This window comes from Pseudonocardia sp. Ae717_Ps2 (assembly GCF_001932475.1).
Classification (GTDB): Bacteria; Actinomycetota; Actinomycetes; order Mycobacteriales; family Pseudonocardiaceae; genus Pseudonocardia.
On sequence record NZ_MCIS01000001.1, the window covers coordinates 4,535,518 to 4,553,809 of the forward strand.

General features: G+C 74.3%; 16 protein-coding genes. 5 read left to right on the top strand and 11 right to left on the bottom strand.

Translation table 11 applies throughout. From position 1 onward, the window contains the following. Positions 1-3 precede the first annotated feature (3 nt). From Ae717Ps2_RS20875 to Ae717Ps2_RS20895, 5 genes are all read right to left on the bottom strand, one after another. A complete protein-coding gene (locus Ae717Ps2_RS20875) occupies positions 4-1,212 on the bottom strand; it encodes a cysteine desulfurase family protein (protein WP_075333796.1) in 1,209 nt (402 codons plus the stop codon). A 67-nt stretch (positions 1,213-1,279) separates the two neighbouring features. Further along, positions 1,280-2,389, bottom strand: a complete 1,110-nt coding sequence (locus tag Ae717Ps2_RS20880; protein WP_075310624.1) for a 1-acyl-sn-glycerol-3-phosphate acyltransferase — start codon at positions 2,387-2,389, stop codon at positions 1,280-1,282. After that, entirely contained in the window at positions 2,386-3,162 is a 777-nt protein-coding gene (locus tag Ae717Ps2_RS20885) for a GNAT family N-acetyltransferase (protein WP_075310622.1), read from the bottom strand. The genes Ae717Ps2_RS20880 and Ae717Ps2_RS20885 overlap by 4 nt, the downstream gene beginning before the upstream one ends. Before the next feature lie 187 nt (positions 3,163-3,349). Beyond that, positions 3,350-4,297: an electron transfer flavoprotein subunit alpha/FixB family protein gene (locus tag Ae717Ps2_RS20890; protein WP_075333797.1), complete on the bottom strand. Its 948-nt coding sequence runs from the start codon at positions 4,295-4,297 to the stop codon at positions 3,350-3,352. 42 nt (positions 4,298-4,339) lie between these two features. Next, the gene (locus tag Ae717Ps2_RS20895; protein WP_020626655.1) at positions 4,340-5,125 is read right to left on the bottom strand and encodes an electron transfer flavoprotein subunit beta/FixA family protein; all 786 of its coding nucleotides are present in this window, start codon (positions 5,123-5,125) and stop codon (positions 4,340-4,342) included. A gap of 391 nt (positions 5,126-5,516) precedes the next feature. Between Ae717Ps2_RS20895 and Ae717Ps2_RS20900 the strand changes: the two genes are divergently transcribed. Further along, positions 5,517-5,813 (top strand): hypothetical protein, encoded by a 297-nt coding sequence (locus Ae717Ps2_RS20900; RefSeq protein WP_075310618.1) that lies wholly within the window; start codon positions 5,517-5,519, stop codon positions 5,811-5,813. Between the two features lie 7 nt (positions 5,814-5,820). On the opposite strand, the gene Ae717Ps2_RS20905 is transcribed toward Ae717Ps2_RS20900, so the two are convergent. The 4 genes from Ae717Ps2_RS20905 to Ae717Ps2_RS20920 form a co-directional block, all read right to left on the bottom strand. Continuing rightward, positions 5,821-7,233: an NAD(P)/FAD-dependent oxidoreductase gene (locus tag Ae717Ps2_RS20905; RefSeq protein WP_075310616.1), complete on the bottom strand. Its 1,413-nt coding sequence runs from the start codon at positions 7,231-7,233 to the stop codon at positions 5,821-5,823. Positions 7,234-7,454: 221 nt separating this feature from the next. Next, positions 7,455-8,225 carry an SDR family NAD(P)-dependent oxidoreductase gene (locus Ae717Ps2_RS20910; RefSeq protein WP_075310614.1) on the bottom strand — a complete coding sequence of 257 codons (771 nt, stop codon included), beginning with the start codon at positions 8,223-8,225 and terminating at the stop codon, positions 7,455-7,457. A gap of 82 nt (positions 8,226-8,307) precedes the next feature. Beyond that, on the bottom strand, positions 8,308-10,110 hold the full coding sequence (locus tag Ae717Ps2_RS20915; protein WP_075310612.1) for a DUF3556 domain-containing protein: 1,803 nt from the start codon (positions 10,108-10,110) through the stop codon (positions 8,308-8,310). 138 nt (positions 10,111-10,248) lie between these two features. After that, a complete protein-coding gene (locus Ae717Ps2_RS20920) occupies positions 10,249-11,694 on the bottom strand; it encodes a class I adenylate-forming enzyme family protein (protein ID WP_075333798.1) in 1,446 nt (481 codons plus the stop codon). A 340-nt stretch (positions 11,695-12,034) separates the two neighbouring features. On the opposite strand from Ae717Ps2_RS20920, the gene Ae717Ps2_RS20925 reads away from it, so the two are divergent. Both Ae717Ps2_RS20925 and Ae717Ps2_RS20930 read left to right on the top strand, forming a co-directional pair. Then, the gene (locus Ae717Ps2_RS20925; protein ID WP_075333799.1) at positions 12,035-13,822 is read left to right on the top strand and encodes an acyl-CoA dehydrogenase; all 1,788 of its coding nucleotides are present in this window, start codon (positions 12,035-12,037) and stop codon (positions 13,820-13,822) included. Positions 13,823-13,832: 10 nt separating this feature from the next. Next, a complete protein-coding gene (locus tag Ae717Ps2_RS20930; protein WP_020625246.1) occupies positions 13,833-15,053 on the top strand; it encodes a helix-turn-helix domain-containing protein in 1,221 nt (406 codons plus the stop codon). A 27-nt stretch (positions 15,054-15,080) separates the two neighbouring features. Here Ae717Ps2_RS20930 and Ae717Ps2_RS20935 read toward each other — a convergent pair whose 3' ends face one another. Both Ae717Ps2_RS20935 and Ae717Ps2_RS20940 read right to left on the bottom strand, forming a co-directional pair. After that, entirely contained in the window at positions 15,081-15,287 is a 207-nt protein-coding gene (locus tag Ae717Ps2_RS20935; RefSeq protein WP_020625245.1) for a hypothetical protein, read from the bottom strand. Between the two features lie 179 nt (positions 15,288-15,466). Beyond that, a complete protein-coding gene (locus Ae717Ps2_RS20940) occupies positions 15,467-15,691 on the bottom strand; it encodes a hypothetical protein (protein ID WP_020625244.1) in 225 nt (74 codons plus the stop codon). Between the two features lie 152 nt (positions 15,692-15,843). On the opposite strand from Ae717Ps2_RS20940, the gene Ae717Ps2_RS20945 reads away from it, so the two are divergent. Beyond that, entirely contained in the window at positions 15,844-16,593 is a 750-nt protein-coding gene (locus tag Ae717Ps2_RS20945; RefSeq protein ID WP_020625243.1) for a bifunctional 2-polyprenyl-6-hydroxyphenol methylase/3-demethylubiquinol 3-O-methyltransferase UbiG, read from the top strand. Continuing rightward, positions 16,590-18,164 (top strand): glycoside hydrolase family 57 protein, encoded by a 1,575-nt coding sequence (locus Ae717Ps2_RS20950; RefSeq protein ID WP_020625242.1) that lies wholly within the window; start codon positions 16,590-16,592, stop codon positions 18,162-18,164. The genes Ae717Ps2_RS20945 and Ae717Ps2_RS20950 overlap by 4 nt, the downstream gene beginning before the upstream one ends. Positions 18,165-18,292: the final 128 nt, after the last annotated feature.

Here is an 18,292-nt window from a genome sequence, read left to right on the forward strand (position 1 = left end):
GGCTCAGCCCGTGACCGACGCGGGGGTGCGACGGCTCGCGTTGCGGGCCCGCTCCACGACCGACCCGATGGCCCCGGCGACCGCGGCCACGTCGGCGGAGGTGCTGGTGTGCCCCAGGGAGAAGCGCAGCGACCCGCGGGCGGTGCACTCGTCGGCGCCCATCGCCAGCAGCACGTGGCTGGGCTGGGCGACGCCCGCGGTGCAGGCCGAACCGGTGGAGCAGTCGATGCCGTGGGCGTCGAGCAGCATGAGCAGGCTGTCGCCCTCGCAGCCGGGGAACGACAGGTGCGCGTTGCCGGGCAGCCTGCCGGGACCGCCGTCGACCCGGGAGTCGGTCGTGTCACCGTTCAGCGCCGCGTCGGGCACCTCGGTGCGCACGACGCGGATCAGCTCGTCGCGCAACCCGGCCAGGTGCACCCGGCGGCGCGGCGCGGCGGCCACCGACTCGACGACGGCCGCCGCCAGTCCGGCCAGCGACGGGACGTCCAGGGTGCCGGAGCGGACGTCGCGCTCCTGGCCGCCGCCGTGCAGCAGCGGGGTGCAGGCGACCTCGCGGCCGAGCAGCAGCGCGCCCGCGCCGTAGGGGCCGCCGAGCTTGTGCCCGGTGAGGGTGAGCGCGTCGGCACCGCTCGCGGCGAAGTCGACGTCGAGGATGCCGACGGCCTGCACGGCGTCGGTGTGGAAGGGCACCCCGAACTCGTGGGCGACGGCGGCGAGCTCGCGCACCGGGTTGACGGTGCCGACCTCGTTGTTGGCCCACATGACCGAGACCAGGGCGTTCCCGTCCGGGTCCTCGGCGAGCGCGGCGCGCAGCGTCTCCGGGTGGACCCGGCCGGTCGCGTCGACCTCGAGCAGCCGCAGCCGGGCACCTTCGTGGGTGGCCAGCCACTCCGCCGCGTCGACGACCGCGTGGTGCTCGACGGCCGAGACCAGCACCCGCGAGCGGCGGGGGTCGGCGGCCCGGCGGGCCCAGAACAGGCCCTTGACCGCGAGGTTGTCGCTCTCGGTGCCGCCGGTGGTGAACACGACCTCGGACGGGCGCGCGCCGACCGCCTCGGCGATCCGCTCACGCCCCTCCTCGACCGCGCGCCGGGCGCGGCGCCCCGACGAGTGCAGCGACGACGCGTTGCCGGTGCGGCCGAGCGCGTCGCTCAGAGCGGCGACGGCGGCGGGCAGCATCGGTGTGGTCGCCGAGTGGTCCAGGTACGTCATCGGCCTCCAGGGTAGACCCCGCCGTGACAGCGGTGCGTGCCGAACCCGTCGTGGACGACCGTCCGTCTCACACGGCCGTGGCGGTCGCGGCGGGGCGCGGGTGACGGACCCGGTCGCGGGCCCGTGCGGCCAGCGCGCGCCGGTCGGTGCGCGGGCCCGGCTCGACGAGCTCGCCGACGGTGACCTCGCAGACCAGTCCGGGCAGCCGGAGCACCCGGCCGACGGTGTCGCCGAGGGTCTGCTCGCCGACGAACGCGGCGGCCGTCGTCGGCCGCCCGTCCGGGGTGGTGATCGCGACGGTGACCGGCCGGACCGGGGCCCCCGCGTCGATCGCGGCCTGGAACGGCGCGCGCCGGTAGTCCCCGGAGATCGCGCCGCACCACGTCGTCGCCTCGGGGAAGACCCCGACCAGCGTGCCACCCCGCAGCGCATCGGCGCAGGTCGCGACGGTGCCGGGCAGCCGGGACAGGCCCTCGCGGTGCACGAACAGGGTGCCGGTGCGGGCCGCGAGCGCACCGATCAGCGGCCAGTCCCTGACCTCCCGCTTGGCGAGCATGGTGACCGGGCCGATCGCGCCGAGCGCCGGGATGTCGATCCACGACGTGTGGTCGGCCACGACCAGCGCGCCCCGCCCGTCCGCGGGCGCCAGCGGTCCGCCGCGCACGACGAGCCGGACCCCGGCGGCGCCGAGCACCGCGCGGTGCAGCGCCCGCAGGACCGGCTCCAGCACGCGGGCACCGCACAGCGCGGCAACCGGGACGGTCGTCGCGGCCACCGCCAGCACCGCGAGCAGCGTCGCGGTGCGGCGGGCCAGGCGCAGCGTGCCGGTCGTCGTGCGCGGGGGCAGGCACTCCTGCGGGGTGCACGGTGACCAGGCCGCCCACGGCCCGCCGGGACGCTGCGACGCGGGCGGTGCCGGCGGGTGCGTGGGGTGGTCGACGACCGGGCGCACCGGGGTCCGCAGGGCGGCACGGGCCGGGTGGTGCGCAGCACCGCGTCGGTCCCCCGTCGCCGGGTCTGCCGGGGTGGGCGAGAGCGCCGGGTCCGCCGGGGTGGGCGGGAGCACCGCGGCCCCGGCGGAGGGGACGACAGCGGAGGCACGACCACGGGGCCGGAAGCGGCGGAGCGGGCGGAGGGGCGCGCCGGCGTCGCCCTCCGGTCCGGCGGCGAGGGTCATGCGCCCGTCACCCCGGCGGCGTCCTCGCCCAGGAAGAAGCGCAGGTAGCGCTGGTCGATGTGGTCCATCCCCAGCAGCACCGGGAAGTCCGCGACGCCGAAGTCCGGGTCGTGCGCGGGCGGCCCGCACACCCAGGTGCCCAGCCGCAGGTAGCCGCGCAGCAGCGGCGGGACCGCGACACCCCGGCCACGCGGGACGTCGGTCGGGTCCCAGGGGCGGAGCGGGACGGTGCGGTACTCGGAGGGGGCGAGGTGCTTGGCGCGGACCCGGTCCCAGACGCCCGCGGCCTGGGCGCCGCCGTCGGCCAGGGAGACGCTGGCGCAGCCGATCAGCCAGCGGTGCCCGGTGAGCAGCATGTAGCGGGCGAGCCCGGCCCACGCCAGCCCGACGACGGCGCCGCCGCGGTGGTCGGGGTGCACGCAGGAGCGCCCGGTCTCGACGATGCCGGACCGCAGCGGGTCGAGGTTGGTGAGGTCGAACTCGCCGTCGGCGTAGAGGCCGCCCGCGGCGCGCGCCCGCTGCGGCGGGAGCATCCGGTAGGTGCCGACGATCTCGCCGGTGGCGTCCTCGCGGACCACGAGGTGGTCGCAGTGGGCGTCGAAGCGGTCGACGTCGCGGCCGGGGACGGCGCTGTCGAGCCGGGCGCCGAGCTCGTCCGCGAACACCCGGTGCCGCAGCGCCTGCGCCGCGGCGACGTCGCCGTCGTCGGTCGTGAGGAGCAGGGAGTACCGCCGGGCCGCGGTCTCCGGGGTCGAGACGATCACCTGGGTCACACCGGGTTGGTACCGGGCGGGTGCGACACCCGGACGGTTCCGCGACGACACGTCGGTGGCATCGGAGTGAACGGTCCCGGACAGGTGTCGTCGCAGGCAGGAGCAGGTGAACGGGCCCCGCACACACGACGACGCCCGGGTGCGCGGGGCACCCGGGCGTCGAGCGTGTGGTGGCGGACCGGGAGGGTCAGCCCTTGCGCTTGGCGACTTCCTCCTGCAGCTGCGGCGCGACCTTGAACAGGTCGCCGACGATGCCGAAGTCGGCGATCTCGAAGATCGGCGCCTCCTCGTCCTTGTTCACCGCGACGATCGTCTTCGACGTCTGCATGCCGGCACGGTGCTGGATCGCGCCGGAGATGCCGAGGGCGATGTAGAGCTGCGGCGAGACCGACTTGCCGGTCTGGCCGACCTGGAACTGCGGCGGGTAGTAGCCGGAGTCCACCGCGGCACGCGAGGCACCGACGGCGGCACCGAGGGAGTCCGCCAGACCCTCGACGACGCTGAAGTCCTCGGCCGAGCCGACACCGCGGCCACCGGAGACGATCACCGTCGCCTCGGTCAGCTCCGGACGCGACCCGCCCTGGATCGGCTCACGGCCGGTCACGGTCGCGGCACGCCCCGACGGCGCCGGGACCTCGACGGTCTCGCGGGCACCCGCACCGGCGGCCGGGGAGATCTCGACCGAGCCCGGGCGCACCGTGATGACCGGGTGCTCGGTGTTGGCCTTCGCCTCGGCGGTGTAGGCACCACCGAAGATCGAGTGCGAGACGCCGTCGGCGGAGACGCCCACGACGTCGGACAGCAGCCCGGAGTTCGTGCGGATCGCCAGGCGGCCTGCGACCTCCTTGCCGTTGCCGGTGGCCGCGAGCAGCACGGCGGCCGGGGAGGCGGAGTTCACCAGCGACTCCAGGACCGTCGTCTCCGGGGAGAGGAAGTCGGTGGAGTCGGTCTCGGCGACGTAGATCTTCTCGGCGCCGTGCTCGGTCAGGCCGTCGGCCAGCTTGTCGGCGGTGCCCGCCGGGCCGACGACGACCGCCGACGGCTCGCCCAGCGCGCGGGCGGCGGTCAGCAGCTCGTAGGTGGTCTTCTTGATGTCGCCGTCGACGTGGTCGACGAGGACCAGAACCTCAGCCATGAATATCTCCTGTGCAGAAGTGGTGTCGGTCGTCGATCAGCGTCAGATCAGCTTCTGGCCGACCAGGAACTCGGCGATCTTCGCGCCGCCGTCGCCCTCGTCGGTGACCTTCTCGCCGGCCTGCTTCGGCGGCTTCGGCGACGCCGACACGACCGAGGTCAGGGCGTTCGCCAGCCCGACCTCGGAGGGGTCGATCCCGGCGCCGGCCAGGTCGAGGGTCTGCACCGGCTTCTTCTTCGCCGCCATGATCCCCTTGAAGGAGGGGTAGCGCGGCTCGTTCGACTTCTCGCCGACCGAGACCACGGCGGGCAGCTCGGCGGTCAGGTGGGTGACGCCCTCGTCGGTCTCCCGCTTGGCCTTCACCGTGGTGCCCTCGACGGACAGCTCGTTGGCGTGGGTCAGCGACGGCACACCGAGCAGCTCGGCGATCATCGCCGGGACCGCACCGATCTGGCCGTCCGAGGCCGAGTTGCCCGCGATGACCAGGTCCCAGCCCTCGACGGTGCCGATCAGCTTGGTCAGCGCCTTCGCGGTCTGCACCGCGCACGAGCCGTGGATCGCGGAGTCCGACAGGTGCACCGCGGAGTCCGCGCCCATCGACAGCGCCTTGCGGATCGCGTCGGTGGCCCGGTCCGGGCCCATGCACACGACGACGACCTCGGAGCCGTCGTTCGCCTCCTTGAGCAGCAGGGCCTGCTCCACGGCGCGCTCGTTGATCTCGTCGATCACCGCCTCGGCACCCTCCCGGTCGAGGGTGTGGTCGGAGTCGGACAGCTTCCGCTCCGAGTAGGTGTCGGCCACCTGCTTCACCAGGGTCACGATCTTCATAGGACCTCTTCGACCTCCTGCCGCGGCGGCCTGCGCCCACGCGCACACCGCGTCGTCCTCTTCGCGATCCGCCCCGTCGGGGTCCGGACCGTCTCGCGTCACCGTGACGGTGCTGCGCCGCGCGCTCTCGCGAGAGCGGGGTGGGCCGCGGCGTCGCGCCCGTCGTAGCCGGTGACTCTGCCACTGGTCGTGCCGTAATGGCACGCCGTGCCACTGTGACGTTCATTGTTACCAACGAGTAGCGCCCCGGCAAACCGGGGTCGGTCGTGACCGTACTCACGCGCGGTTCTCCTCACCTGGTGCACGCACGACGTCACACGCCGTACGCCCTGATCGGGGGTGGGGTTTCGCTACCGTCGACATCTCGCGCACTCGGCAGGAGGGAGCCGTCGTGCAGGTGACGGGGTTCGACGACCGTCTGGGGACCGGCTACGTGCTCAGCACGGGGCCGCACGCCGAATCCGACGTTGCGGGCAGCAGGACGGTGGAGCACGGCGGTATCACCGTCCAGGCCACCGAGGGTCTGGCCGCGATGCTGGAGGACGCGCTGGTCCACCGGCCCACCACCCGTCTGGGGTGGGGCGGGCCGGAGGTGCCGCTGACCCTGGAGGACACGACGCTGCTGGCGTGGCTGCGCCAGGACATCGGCGGGGTGGTGGCCGTCAGCGGGGAGCCCGAGCCCGTCTGAGCCGCCCTCAGCGGCCCAGGTGGGCGAGCGCGCGGCGCGCGGCGTGCGCGCCGCACATCCCGTGCGCACCCGGTCCGGGCGGCGTCGCGGCCGAGCAGAGGAAGTGCCCCGGTGCTCCGGTGTCGTAGGGCTGCACCGTCGTGCGCGGCCCGAGGACCAGCTGTCGCAGGTCCTTGGCGCCGGTGAGGATGTTCCCGCCGACGTAGTTCGGGTTCCCCGCGAACGCGGCCGGGTCGGTGACCAGGGTCCCGACGACCCGCTCCCCGAACCCGGGAGCGAACCGCTCGATCTGCGCGGTGATCGCCGCGGTCGCGTCACCGGTGTACCCGTACGGGACGTGCGCGTAGGCGTAGACCGGGTACACGTCGCCGACCGACCGCGTCGGGTCGGCCAGGTACTGCTGCCCGACCAGTACGAACGGACGCTCCGGCATCCGGCCCGCGTGCACCTCGCGCTCGACGAGCGCGGTCTCCGCGGCCGACCCGGCGACGTGCACGGTCCCGGCCCGCCGCGCCCCGGGGGACGTCCACGGGATCCCGCCCTGCACCGCGTAGTCGACCTTGAACGCGGCCGGGCCGTACCGGAACCGCCGGTAGGCCCGCGCGGCCCGCGGCGGCAGACGGTCGCCGAGCAGCTGCGGGAGCCGGTCGGGGCCGACGTCCCACACCACGACGTCCGGGTCGCCCAGCTCGTCGGCGGAGCGGACGTGCACGCCCGTCTCGATCTTCGCTCCGTGTCCGGCGAGCACCGCGGCCAGCGCGTCGGAGATCGCCCGGGAGCCGCCCTGCGCGACGCCCCAGCCGTAGCGGTGCCCCGCGGTGAGGATGCCCATCCCGATCGCGCTCGACAGCGGGCGGTTCAGCGGCCGGAACGCGTGCGCAGCCGTGCCGAGGAACAGGGCGCGGCCCCGCTCGGTGCGGAACGCCCGTGCCAGCAGCTCGGCCGGCAGGACGGTCGGCGCACCGAAGCGGGCGAGCAGCAGCGGGTGGCCCGGGAATCGCAGCAACGGGCCCAGGAAGTCCTGGGACAGCGCGTCGTAGTTCCGGGACGGGCTGCCGAACAGCGCACGCCACAGCGGCCCGTCGGCGCCCAGGCCCGCCGCGGTGTCGGCGACGGAGCGCAGCAGGACGCCGGCGTCGCCGTCGTCGAGGGGGTGGGCGCAGTCGACCTCGGGCAGGCGCCACCGCAGCCCGTGCCGGTCCAGGCCCAGCTCGGCCAGGACCGGCGAGCCGACCGCCATCGGGTGCACCGCCGAGCAGTGGTCGACGAGCAGGCCGGGCACGATCGCCTCGACCGTGCGGGTGCCACCGCCGATCTCGTCGGCGGCCTCCAGCACGGTGACCTCGACCCCGGCCCTGGCGAGCACGGCGGCGGCGGCGAGACCGTTGGGGCCGGAACCGACGACCGTCGCGGTGCTCATGTGTGTTCTCCCGTTCCAGCGGACCGACAGCAGGTGGTTCCCCCGCCGTCGCAGTTGTACCCGGACCCGGTGGCACAGGACGCCCCGTCCCGGGGACGGCTCACGACCGACCCTGTGTCCCGGCGGTGCGGGGGCCCGGTCGCGACGACGCGGGCGAGCCGATCATCGTGGCGGTCCGCCACACCGCCACGCAGACGCGACGGGGGTTCCCGGGGGCTTCCTCAGAGCAGCGACGCATCGAGTCCGCCGTCCAGGACCAGGCCGCTCCCGGTGCAGAACCGGGACCGCTCGCTGGCGAAGAACAGCGCCGCCTCGGCGACGTCGGCAGGGGTGCCGTAGCCCCCCTGCTTCTGCGCGATGAGACCGTCGAACCCGCCGGCGGGCAGTCCGAGCGCCGCCTCGAACCCCGGCTGCGCCGCCGTCACCAGGTCGGTGTCGATGAAGCCGGGCAGCAGCGCGTTGACCCGCACGCCGTGGGGCCGGAACTCCGTCGCCGCGGTCTTGGTCAGGTTCACGACGGCGGCCTTGGCGGCGGCGTAGTGGCCGATCAGCGGCGAACCGGTGGTCGCGGTGACCGAGGCGAGGGTGACGATCGTGCCGCCGCCCGCGGCGATGATCGCCGGGGCCGCGTAGCGGATCGACAGGAAGACCCCGTCGAGGTTCACCGAGGTGACCGCGCGCCAGGCGGCGAGGTCCATCTCCAGCAGCGGCTCGGGCCGCCCGACGCCGGCGTTGGGCACCATCACGTGCAGTCCGCCGTGCCGTTCGACGGCGTGGGCCACCAGCGCCTGCACCTGCGCCTCGTCGCGCACGTCGCACGCCAGGTACGAGGCGCCCGCGATCCCGTCCGCGACCGACTTCGCGGCGGCCTCGTCGATGTCGGAGACGACGACCGTCGCGCCCTCGGCGCCGAAGCGCTCCGCGATGGCCCGTCCCAGTCCCTTGCCCGCGCCGGTCACGATCGCGACCCGGCCGTTCAGTGCGTCACCCATGGTGCGTTCCTTCTTCGTCGATGGGACGTCGGATGGGTCGGCGGGGCGGGCGGGCGTCGTGCTCCGCCCGCCCCGCCGGGACTCAGACCGCCGGGGCCCCGGCGGTGTCCTCGTCGGCGGCCGACCGCTGCGGGGCACGCCAGGTGACGGTCAGCGGGATGGGCCCGTTCGGCAGCCACGGCTGCTCGTTCACCGCGTCGGCCACGTTCCAGTACCCGCGCTCGACGACGCCGAGCGCCGCGTCGATCAGCTGGTAGTGCTGGACCTTCGCGTGGATCGCCTGCGACTCCACCCAGCAGACGACGAGCTCGCCCGGGGCGAAGCCGACCCGCCGCTGGACCGCGGCGATCATGTGCGCGTCGTGCAGGTGACCGTCGCCGAAGTTGAAGCCGATCAAGGAGTTGCAGGTGAACTCGGCCTCACGCACGGTGCGGGAGTCGAGGTCGTCGAGCCGGGCCGACAGCACCGAGAACAGCCCGCGGCCCTGCGAGTGCATCGACCGCCAGGCGATCGTCTGCTGCATGGTGACCTCCGCGACGGCCGCGGGGTAGCCCATCGCCCGGAGCTGGTCGACCTGGTTCCTGGTCGGCCGGTGCGCGATCGAGTTGAGCTTCTCCTCGGCGCCGGGGGCGAAGGTCCACAGCGCCGACGCCCAGTTCCCGGCGTACTGGCGCATCGACGGGAGGAAGGACACGAGGTCCGGGCGCAGGTTGCCGAGGACCGGGAAGAACGCCAGCGCGGCGACGATCACCAGGGTCAGCGCCGGGGAGGACATGTCGGTGACGCCGAAGCCGTCGCCGTTGGGGAAGCCGAGGAACAGGAACACGGCGAGGTAGCCGAACAGGATGTTCCACTCCAGCGGCACGGCCAGCGGGAACGTCGAGGTGATGAACAGGTGGAACACCACCATGAGGACCACCCCGGCCAGCGTCAGCCAGTAGTTGGTGGAGAACAGCAGCACCAGCGGGGTGATGATCTCGACGGTGGTGCCGCCGACGTGCGCCATGAACGTCGCGAGCTTCGACGGGCGGATGTCGCGCGGGAAGTCCCGGTAGTGGGCCCGCTTGACCCACTTCGACGGGACGCACGGGCTGTTGGACACCATCGGCGGGATCACGTTGGTGAAGTGCCGACCGAACTTGGACACGCCCGCCCCGATCCACACCGCGCAGATCAGCAGCTTCGCCGCGACGATCATGTCGACGAAGGGCAGGACACCGAAGAACACCATCGCCGGCAGGTACTGCTCACCGCGGGAGGCGAGGAAGATCGTCTTGTCGCGCAGGCCGCAGAGGATCAGCAGCACGATCGGCGCGACCATCAGCCATGGCGCGACCAGACCGGAGGTGTTGTCGGGCAGCACCGCCGACAGCGACGCGCTCGGCACGCCGGGCAGCACGACAGCGGTCAGCAGCGAGGCGAGCAGACCCAGGTAGAGCACGACGTCGAGCACCGTGCGGGTGTCGCCGTCGGTCCCCGGGACCGCCTTCCACGGACGCAGCCGGATGGTCCCGGGGCGGGCCCAGAACAGGATGCCACCGGTCATCGGCTTGAACTTGCCCGCGATCGGACCCCAGGAGCCCGCGACGCCGATCGCCTCCAGCAGCACCGTCCACAGCACGAGCTTCTGGTAGACGATGGGCTCGTTCCACCAGCCCGCGACGTCCCAGACCGGGCCGACGCCGGAGGTCCAGGTGATCAGGGTGGTGCCCACGAGCACGTAGAGGACCACCAGCTTGACGACGTAGGTCGTCGGGATCATCTTCGGCGATCCGAAGCCGTACTCCACCCAGTGCAGGGCGAGCGCCTTCGTGCGTTCGAACAGCGGCTTGTCGAGGAAGGTGTCGAGATCGACCGGGGGGAAGTCCCCCGTCTTGAACCCCATTGTTCATCCCCTTTCGGAGGGTGGCATGCGGTAGCCGTCCGCGGGCGTTTCCGGGCAGGTCGGCTCCCCCGCCGGACCGGGGCGGTCCGCGGGAGGTCGGTGTCGTATCGGTGTCGGGTCGTGCCGGGTCGTGCCGGGTCAGCCGGTCGGGACTGCCGCCCGGCGCAGGGTGGGTTTGTCGATCTTGCCGACGGAGTTCTTCGGCAGGGCGTCCACGATCGTGATCCGGGTGGGGATCTTGATCCGGGCCAGTCGCCCCGCGCAGTGCTCGACGAGCTCCTCCGGGCTCGCGACGGCCCCGGGGAGCAGGGCCACGTGGGCGACGGGGACCTCGCCGAGGACCGGGTCGGCGGCACCGACCACGGCGGCCTCGTGCACGGCCGGGTGCGCGTAGAGCGCGTTCTCGATCTCCTTGGGGTAGAGGTTCTCCCCACCTCGGATGATCATGTCCTTGATCCGGTCGACCAGGACCAGGTAGCCGTCGTCGTCGAACCGGCCGACGTCGCCGGTGTGCAGCCAGCCGTCGCGGATCGTCTCGGCGGTGGCCCCGGGCAGGTTCAGGTAGCCGCGCATCACGTTCGGACCGGAGATCACGACCTCGCCCGGGCCGTCGTCGACGAGGGTGCCGTCGGGGCCCATCAGCGCGACGGTCTGTCCTGGGAGCGGCAGTCCGACGGTGCCGGGACGGCGCGGCCCGCCGGGCGGGTTCAGGGTCGAGGCGCAGGTGCCCTCGGAGAGTCCGTACCCCTCCACCAGCGGCACGTCGAACCGGCCCTCGAAACGGGCGATCAGCTCGGCGGGCATGGGCGCCGCCCCGCAGATGACCAGGCGCAGCGAGCTCGTGTCGGCCACCGCGTCGGCGGGCAGGGCGGCGAGCATGGCGTAGATCGCGGGGACCGCGGAGAAGTAGGTGGGCCGGACCCGGGCGACCACGTCGAGGAAGGTCTCCGCCCGGAACCGGCCGGCGATCGTGGTGCGCCCGCCTGCCAGGAGCGGGGACAGGACGGAGACGACGATGCCGTTGACGTGGAACAGCGGCAGGATCAGCAGGCTGTGGTCGGTGTCGTCGAGCCCGATCCCGGCGATGATCATCTCGCACATGGCGCGGACGTTGCGGTGGTCGAGCATGACGCCCTTGGGCCGCCCGGTGGTACCGCTGGTGTAGATCAGCAGGGCCAGCGCGTCGTCGTCGGTGACCGGTTCCGGCGCGGCGGCCGGGTCCCCGGTCAGCTCGGCGACGTCGAGGGTCACCAGCGGCGACGCCGCCCGTTCCCCCACCACGACACGCGCGGCGGAGTCGGTGATCTGGTGCCCCGCCTCGTCGACGGTCAGTGCCGGGTTGACCGGGGTGACGGCGGCCCCGAGCCGCCAGGCCGCGAACAGGGTGACCACGAGCTCGACCCGGTTGGGCAGCACGACCGCGACCACGTCGCCCCGACCGGCCCCCGCGGCGTGCAGGGCGGCGGCAGCACCCGCGACGGCGTCGGCGAACGCCGCGTTGTCGAGCGCGCGGGTCTCGTCGGCGATGCACGGTCCGGTCGGCGCAGCCCGGACGCGATCCTGCGGGAGCACGGCGATGTGCATCGGGGTCCTTCCCCTCGGTGTCGGACACGGCGTCGTCGATCGACCCGCCCAAGGTAGGAGCGCCGTGTGACCGACGCCATGGGCGTGGATCACGAACCCGGCCGGGCCGGTTGTACCGAGGACACAAAGCAGCGCCGAGTTCCTCGCGCTGCACCACTCGGACCGCGATCCTCGTCCGGGACGGACGTGCCGCGGTACCCACGACGATCCCCTCGCCGCGCGGGCCGGCGGTCGGTCACCGGTACGGTCCTGCCGCTCGACGGCGGCCCGTCCCGACCCGCTCACCGCGCCCGACCCGCCGACCCGCCCGATCCGCCGCCCCCGACCCGAAGGAGCCGTCATGGCCGCACCGTCGCAGCTGCTGTCCCGCAGCGACCTGGACTTCCTGCTGCACGACTGGCTCGACGTCACCGCGTTGACCGCCCGTCCGCGGTTCGCCGAGCACTCCCGGGAGACCGTCGACGCCGTCCTCGACGTCTGCGCCGAGATCGCGGCCGAGCGGTTCCGCCCGCACAACAAGCGCAACGACGCCGAGGAACCGCGCTTCGTCGACGGCCGCGTCGAGATGCACCCGGAGGTGGCACCCGCGCTGGCGGCGCTGGCCGGCACCGGCCTGCTCGGTGCCACCGCCGACGCCGACGCGGGCGGCCTGCAGCTCCCCCAGGTCGTGCACACGACGTGCTCGGCGTGGTTCGCGGCGGCGAACATCAGCACCTTCGCCTACGCCATGCTCACCACGGCGAACGCGAACCTGCTGCTCGCGCACGGTTCCCCGGAGCAGGTGGACACCTGGGTGCGGCCGATGCTGGAGGGCCGCTTCCACGGCACGATGTGCCTGTCGGAGACCCAGGCCGGGTCGTCGCTGGCCGACATCACCACCCGCGCCGAGCCCCGCGGCGACGGCACGTACCGGATCACCGGCACCAAGATGTGGATCTCCGGCGGGGACCACGAGCTCGGCGAGAACATCGTCCACCTGGTGCTCGCGAAGATCCCCGGCGGTCCGGCGGGGGTGAAGGGCATCTCGCTGTTCGTGGTGCCGAAGTTCCTGCCCGACGGGGACCGCAACGACGTCGTGCTCGCCGGACTGAACCACAAGATGGGCTACCGCGGCACCACCAACACCGTGCTGAACTTCGGCGAGGGCGCGCACACCCCGGGTGGCGAGCCGGGGGCGGTCGGACACCTCGTCGGCGAGCCGCACACCGGGCTCGCGCAGATGTTCCACATGATGAACGAGGCCCGGGTCGGTGTCGGTGCCGGCGCGGTGGCGCTGGGCTACACCGGCCAGCTCGCCGCGGTGGAGTACGCGCGGAGCCGGCCGCAGGGCCGCCCGGTCGACGCGAAGGACCCGGCGGCGCCGCAGGTCCCGATCGTCGACCACGCCGACGTCCGGCGGATGCTGCTCGCGGGCAAGTCCTACGTGGAGGGTGGGCTGGGCCTGGTCCTGTACTGCGGGCGGCTGCTCGACGACCAGCGCACCGCCGAGGACCCGGCCGACCGCGAGCGGGCCGGGCTGCTGCTCGACGTGCTCACCCCGATCGCGAAGAGCTGGCCGTCGCAGTGGTGCCTGGCGGCCAACGCCCTGGCGATCCAGGTGCACGGCGGCTACGGCTACACCCGCGAGTACGACGTCGAGCAGCACTACCGCGACAACCGGCTCAACCCGATCCACGAGGGCACCCACGGCATCCAGGGCCTGGACCTGCTCGGACGCAAGCTCGCCATGCGCGGCGCCGCCGGGCTCGACGCCCTCGACGCGGTGCTCGCCGCGACCGTCGCACGGGGCCGCGCCGCGGGCGGCGAGGCGGCCGAGCACGCCGACGCGCTCGACGCGGCCCGGGTGCGGCTGGTGGAGGTGACCCGCGCGCTGCACGCCGAACCCGACGTCGCGGCGCGGCTCGCGAACGCCTCGGTGCACCTGGAGGCGACCGGGCACGTCGTCGTCGCGTGGGTGTGGCTGGAGCAGCTGCTCGCCGCCGCCGGCCGCGACGACGACCTGGGCCGGGGCAAGCGGGCCGCCGCCCGGTACTTCTTCCGCTACGAGCTGCCGCGGACCGGGCCCTGGTTCGACCTGCTCGCGTCGCTGGACCGGACCACCGTCGACCTCGATCCGGCCTGGCTCTAGGTTCGTCGTCGTGCCCGCCGACGTCGACGAGGTCGTGGCGGCCGTCGCCCGCGACATCGAGGCCCGGCTGCCCGAGCTGACCACCGAGATGACCGACTGGTTCGTCGGGGTCATCCCGGAGTTCCGGCACGACGAGACGGTCCGGCGGCTGATGGTCGCGAGCACCGCGGCGAACCTGTCGGCGATCGTCGGGATGCTCGCGCACGCCATCCCGATGGAGCAGATCACGGTGCCGCCGGCGGCCGCCGAGTACGCCCGCCGGTTCGCCCAGTACGAGCTGTCGCTGGAGGCGCTGCTGCGCGCCTACCGGCTCGGCGAGCACATGTTCGACCAGTGGGCGATCGACGCGCTGCGCCGGCTGGACCGGCCGGGTCCCGACCCGCTCACCGTCCTGTCCGAGCTGACCGGCCGCACCAACCGCTACATCGACCAGGTCATCGGAGGCCTGATCGACATCTACGAGACCGAGCGACGGCGGTGGAGCACGCGTTCCGGCGCCGACATCGCCGCGCGGGTGCGGATGGTCCTGGAGACCGAACCGCTGAGCGAGGCCGCCGCCCGCGAGCTGCTCGGGATCCCGGTCGGGGGCTGGCACCGGGCCGCGGTGCTGTGGGCGCCCGGGGCGGCGGGCGAGCCGGTCGACGACGCCGTCCTCCAGGCCGGGGCACGGCTGCTCGGCGAGGCGTCGAGCCGACCACCGCTGACCGTGCTCGCCGACAGCCGCACCCTGTGGGCGTGGCACAGCGCGCCCGACGTGCCCCCGCTCGACGTCGCACTGCTGCGGGAGCGGCTGCCGGGGCACCTGCGCCTCGCGCTCGGCGGAGCGGGCCGGGGCCTGGCCGGGTTCCGCGGGTCACTGGCGGAGGCCGTCCGGGCGCGGGCTGTCGCCGAGACCGACGAGGCCCGCCCGGCGGTCACCGACTTCGACGAGGTCGCGGTCGCCGCGCTGCTGACCGACCGGTCCGACGAGCTGCGCCGCTGGGTGGACCGGGTGCTGGCCGGGCTGACCTGCGAGGAGCCGGGCGTGGACCAGCTCCGGGCGACGCTGCGGGTCTTCCTGGCCGAGGGCGGCAGCTACACCCGGGCCGCGGCCCGGCTGCACCTGCACAAGAACACCGTGCACTACCGGGTGCGCAAGGCCGAGGAACTGCTCGGACGCCCGGTCGGGAAGGACCGGCTGCAGGTCGAGGTGGCGCTGCTGGCGGCCTCGCTGCTGCGGGGACGGCTGTAGGACTCAGCCGACGGACGGCTGTAGGGCTCAGCCGACGCGGCGGCCGGGCGGGGGCTCGGCGTCGGCGCGGTCCTCCTCGGGCACGACCATCGACAGCACCTCGCCGAGGGCCTCGTCGTCCATCGCGCGCGGCTCGACCGGCTCGTCACCGAGCACGCCCGACACCACCCAGGAACCGGACCGCCCGGTGATGGTGAGCGACAGCGTCTCGTTCTCGTCCGCCGGGTCGTTCATCCTGGGCTCCTCTCGGCACGACGCCGTGGGCGTCACCCGACCCGCACGGCCGGGGGAAGGGCGGATACCCGTCGGTGGGCCGGCGGTACCCGTCCGGGAGCGATCGCACGGCGACCGGCACGAACCGTGCGCCGACCGCGAACCGGACGTGCGCGACCCGACTGAGGCCCTAGTGCGGCTCAGCCCGGGTGCCGGCGGCCGGGCGCGGGGGCCGGGTACGCGGGGCCGTGCGCGGCCGACGGGGGGACCGGCAGCATCGCCCACAGCATCTCGGCGAGGGCGCCGTCGTCCAACCCCTTGAGCGGCAGCGGTTCCCGGCCGAGCACACCCGACACGAGCCAGGATCCGCTACGGCCGGTGATGGTCAGCGTCACCGTGTCCTCGTCGGTCGCGATGTCGGTCATGGGTCTCCCTCCGTCGTGCCTGGCAGGTCCTGCGTCGGGCTCCACGTCTCCAGACGTCCGCGGTGACGCTGCGTTGCCCCGCGTCGACGAGCGGTAGCGCACGCGAGGGGACCGGTGGGAGGTCTCACCGACGGGCGTGGTGAAGTCGGAGGGTGACCAGCAGCCTGCCCCTCACCGGGGAGCGCACCGTCCCGGGCATCAGCCACGAGAACTACTGGTTCCGCCGCCACGAGGTGGTCTACGCGGCCATCGCCGCCGACTGCTCGGGCGGCGTCGTGCTGGAGGCCGGATGCGGCGAGGGCTACGGCGCCGACCTGCTCGCCGGGACCGCCCGCGCAGTGCTGGCGCTGGACTACGACGTGGCGACCGTCGCCCACGTCCGGGCCCGCTATCCGCGGGTCGGGGTGGCCCGGGCCAACCTGGTGGCGCTGCCGGTGCCCGACGGGAGCGTCGACGTCGTCGTGTCGTTGCAGGTCATCGAGCACCTGTGGGAGCAGGAGCGGTTCCTGCGCGAGTGCCTGCGGGTGCTGCGCCCCGGCGGGCGGCTGATGGTGTCGACACCGAACCGGATCACCTTCTCCCCCGGCCGCGACACCCCGCTCAACCCGTTCCACACCCGCGAGCTCGACCCCCGCGAGCTGGCCGGTCTGGTCACCGACGCCGGGTTCGGCCGGGTCGTGGTGCAGGGGCTGCACCACGGTCCGCGGCTGCGCGAGCTCGACGCCCGCCACGGCGGCCTGATCGAGGCGCAGACCGCGCTGGCGCTGTCCGGGCAGCCGTGGCCGCAGGCGCTGGCCGTCGACGTCGCCGGGGTGCGGTGCTCGGACTTCGTGCTGCGCACCGGCGACCAGGCCGACCTCGACGCCTCGCTCGACCTGCTGGTCACGGCGACCCGGCCGTGAGCGGCACGCCCGTCGGGACGTTCTGCCTGGTCCTGCACTCGCACCTGCCGCTGCTGGCCCGGCACGGCCGGTGGCCCGTCGGCGAGGAGTGGCTCTACCAGTCCTGGGCGCACTCCTACCTGCCCGTCGTCGCGACGCTGCGCGAGCTGGCCGACGAGGGCCGCACCGGACTCGCCACCCTCGGGGTGACGCCGGTCCTGGCCGCCCAGCTCGACGACCCGCACTGCCTGCGCGGGGTGCACGACTGGCTCGGCGGATGGACGCTGCGTGCGCATTCGGCGGCGGGCCGGCTGCCCGACCTGGCCGCGCACGAGCACCGGGTGTCGACGGCGGCGACGGCGGAGTTCGAGCGGCACTGGCGCCACGGCGGGTCGCCCGCGCTGCGCGGGCTGCGCGACTCCGGCGCCGTCGAGCTGCTGGGAGGGCCGGCCGCGCACCCGTTCCAGCCGCTCCTCGACCCGCGGGTCCGTGCGTTCTCGCTGCGCGCCGGGCTCGACGACCACGCACTCCGCCTGGGTGCCCGACCGGCCGGGATCTGGGCGCCCGAGTGCGGCTTCGCGCCCGGGATGGAGCACGACTACGCGGCCGCCGGGGTGCACCGCTTCCTCGTCGACGGCCCCGCGCTGCGCGGTGACACCGCGTTCGCCCGGCCGGTGGGGACCTCCGACGTCGTGTGCGTCGGCCGCGACCTGGAGATCACCTACCGGGTGTGGTCGCCCCGCAAGGGCTACCCCGGCTCGGCCGAGTACCGCGACTTCCACACCTGGGACCACGACTCCGGCCTCAAACCGGCGCGGGTCACCGGACGGCGGGTGCCGACCGGGCGCAAGAAGCCCTACGACCCCGCGCTCGCCGCCCGCGCGGTCTCCCGCGACGCCGACGACTTCGTCGACACCGTCGTCGCGCGGCTGAGGGCACTGCGTGCCGAGCGCGGCCGCCCGGCACTGACCGTCGCCGCGTTCGACACCGAGCTGTTCGGGCACTGGTGGCACGAGGGGCCGGCGTGGCTGGCCGCCGTGCTCCGCCGGCTGCCCGAGGCAGGGGTCGCCGTGCGCACCCTCGGCGACGCCGTCGACGACGGGCTGGTCGGCGATCCGGTCGACCTCCGGGAGTCGTCCTGGGGCTCGGGCAAGGACTGGCGGGTCTGGGCCGGGCCGCAGGTCGCCGACCTGGTCGCGACGAACGCCGCCGTCCAGTCCGACCTGCTCGCCGCCCCGCACCCCGGGCCCGTCCGGGACCCGCTGGCCGACCTGCTCGCCGACCAGGCGTTGCACGCCCTGTCCAGCGACTGGGCGTTCATGGTCAGCAAGGACTCCGCCGCCGGGTACGCCCGCTCACGCGCCGCCCTGCACGCCGGGCGGGTGGCCGAGCTGTCCGGGCTGCTGCGCGCCGGTCGGCGGCGGGCCGCTCGGCGCCGGGTCGCGGCCTGGGTGGACGCGCCGCTGCCGACCTTCGGGCACGTGGACGCGCGGGACCTGAGCGGACACGCCGCTGCCACCCTGCCACCGGCCTCCGGACACGTGGACGCGGGACCTGGAGCGGGTCTGACCGCGAACTCGCTTACCCGGTAAGCGAATACGGCGAGGTGGGTGTCCGTGGGCCACCGACCCCGGGCGCCGGACTCACCACCCCGCCGGGCACCGGGTCCACCGCCCCGCCGGGCGCGGCGGGGGCCGCGGGGTCGCGGGGCCCAGCGCGG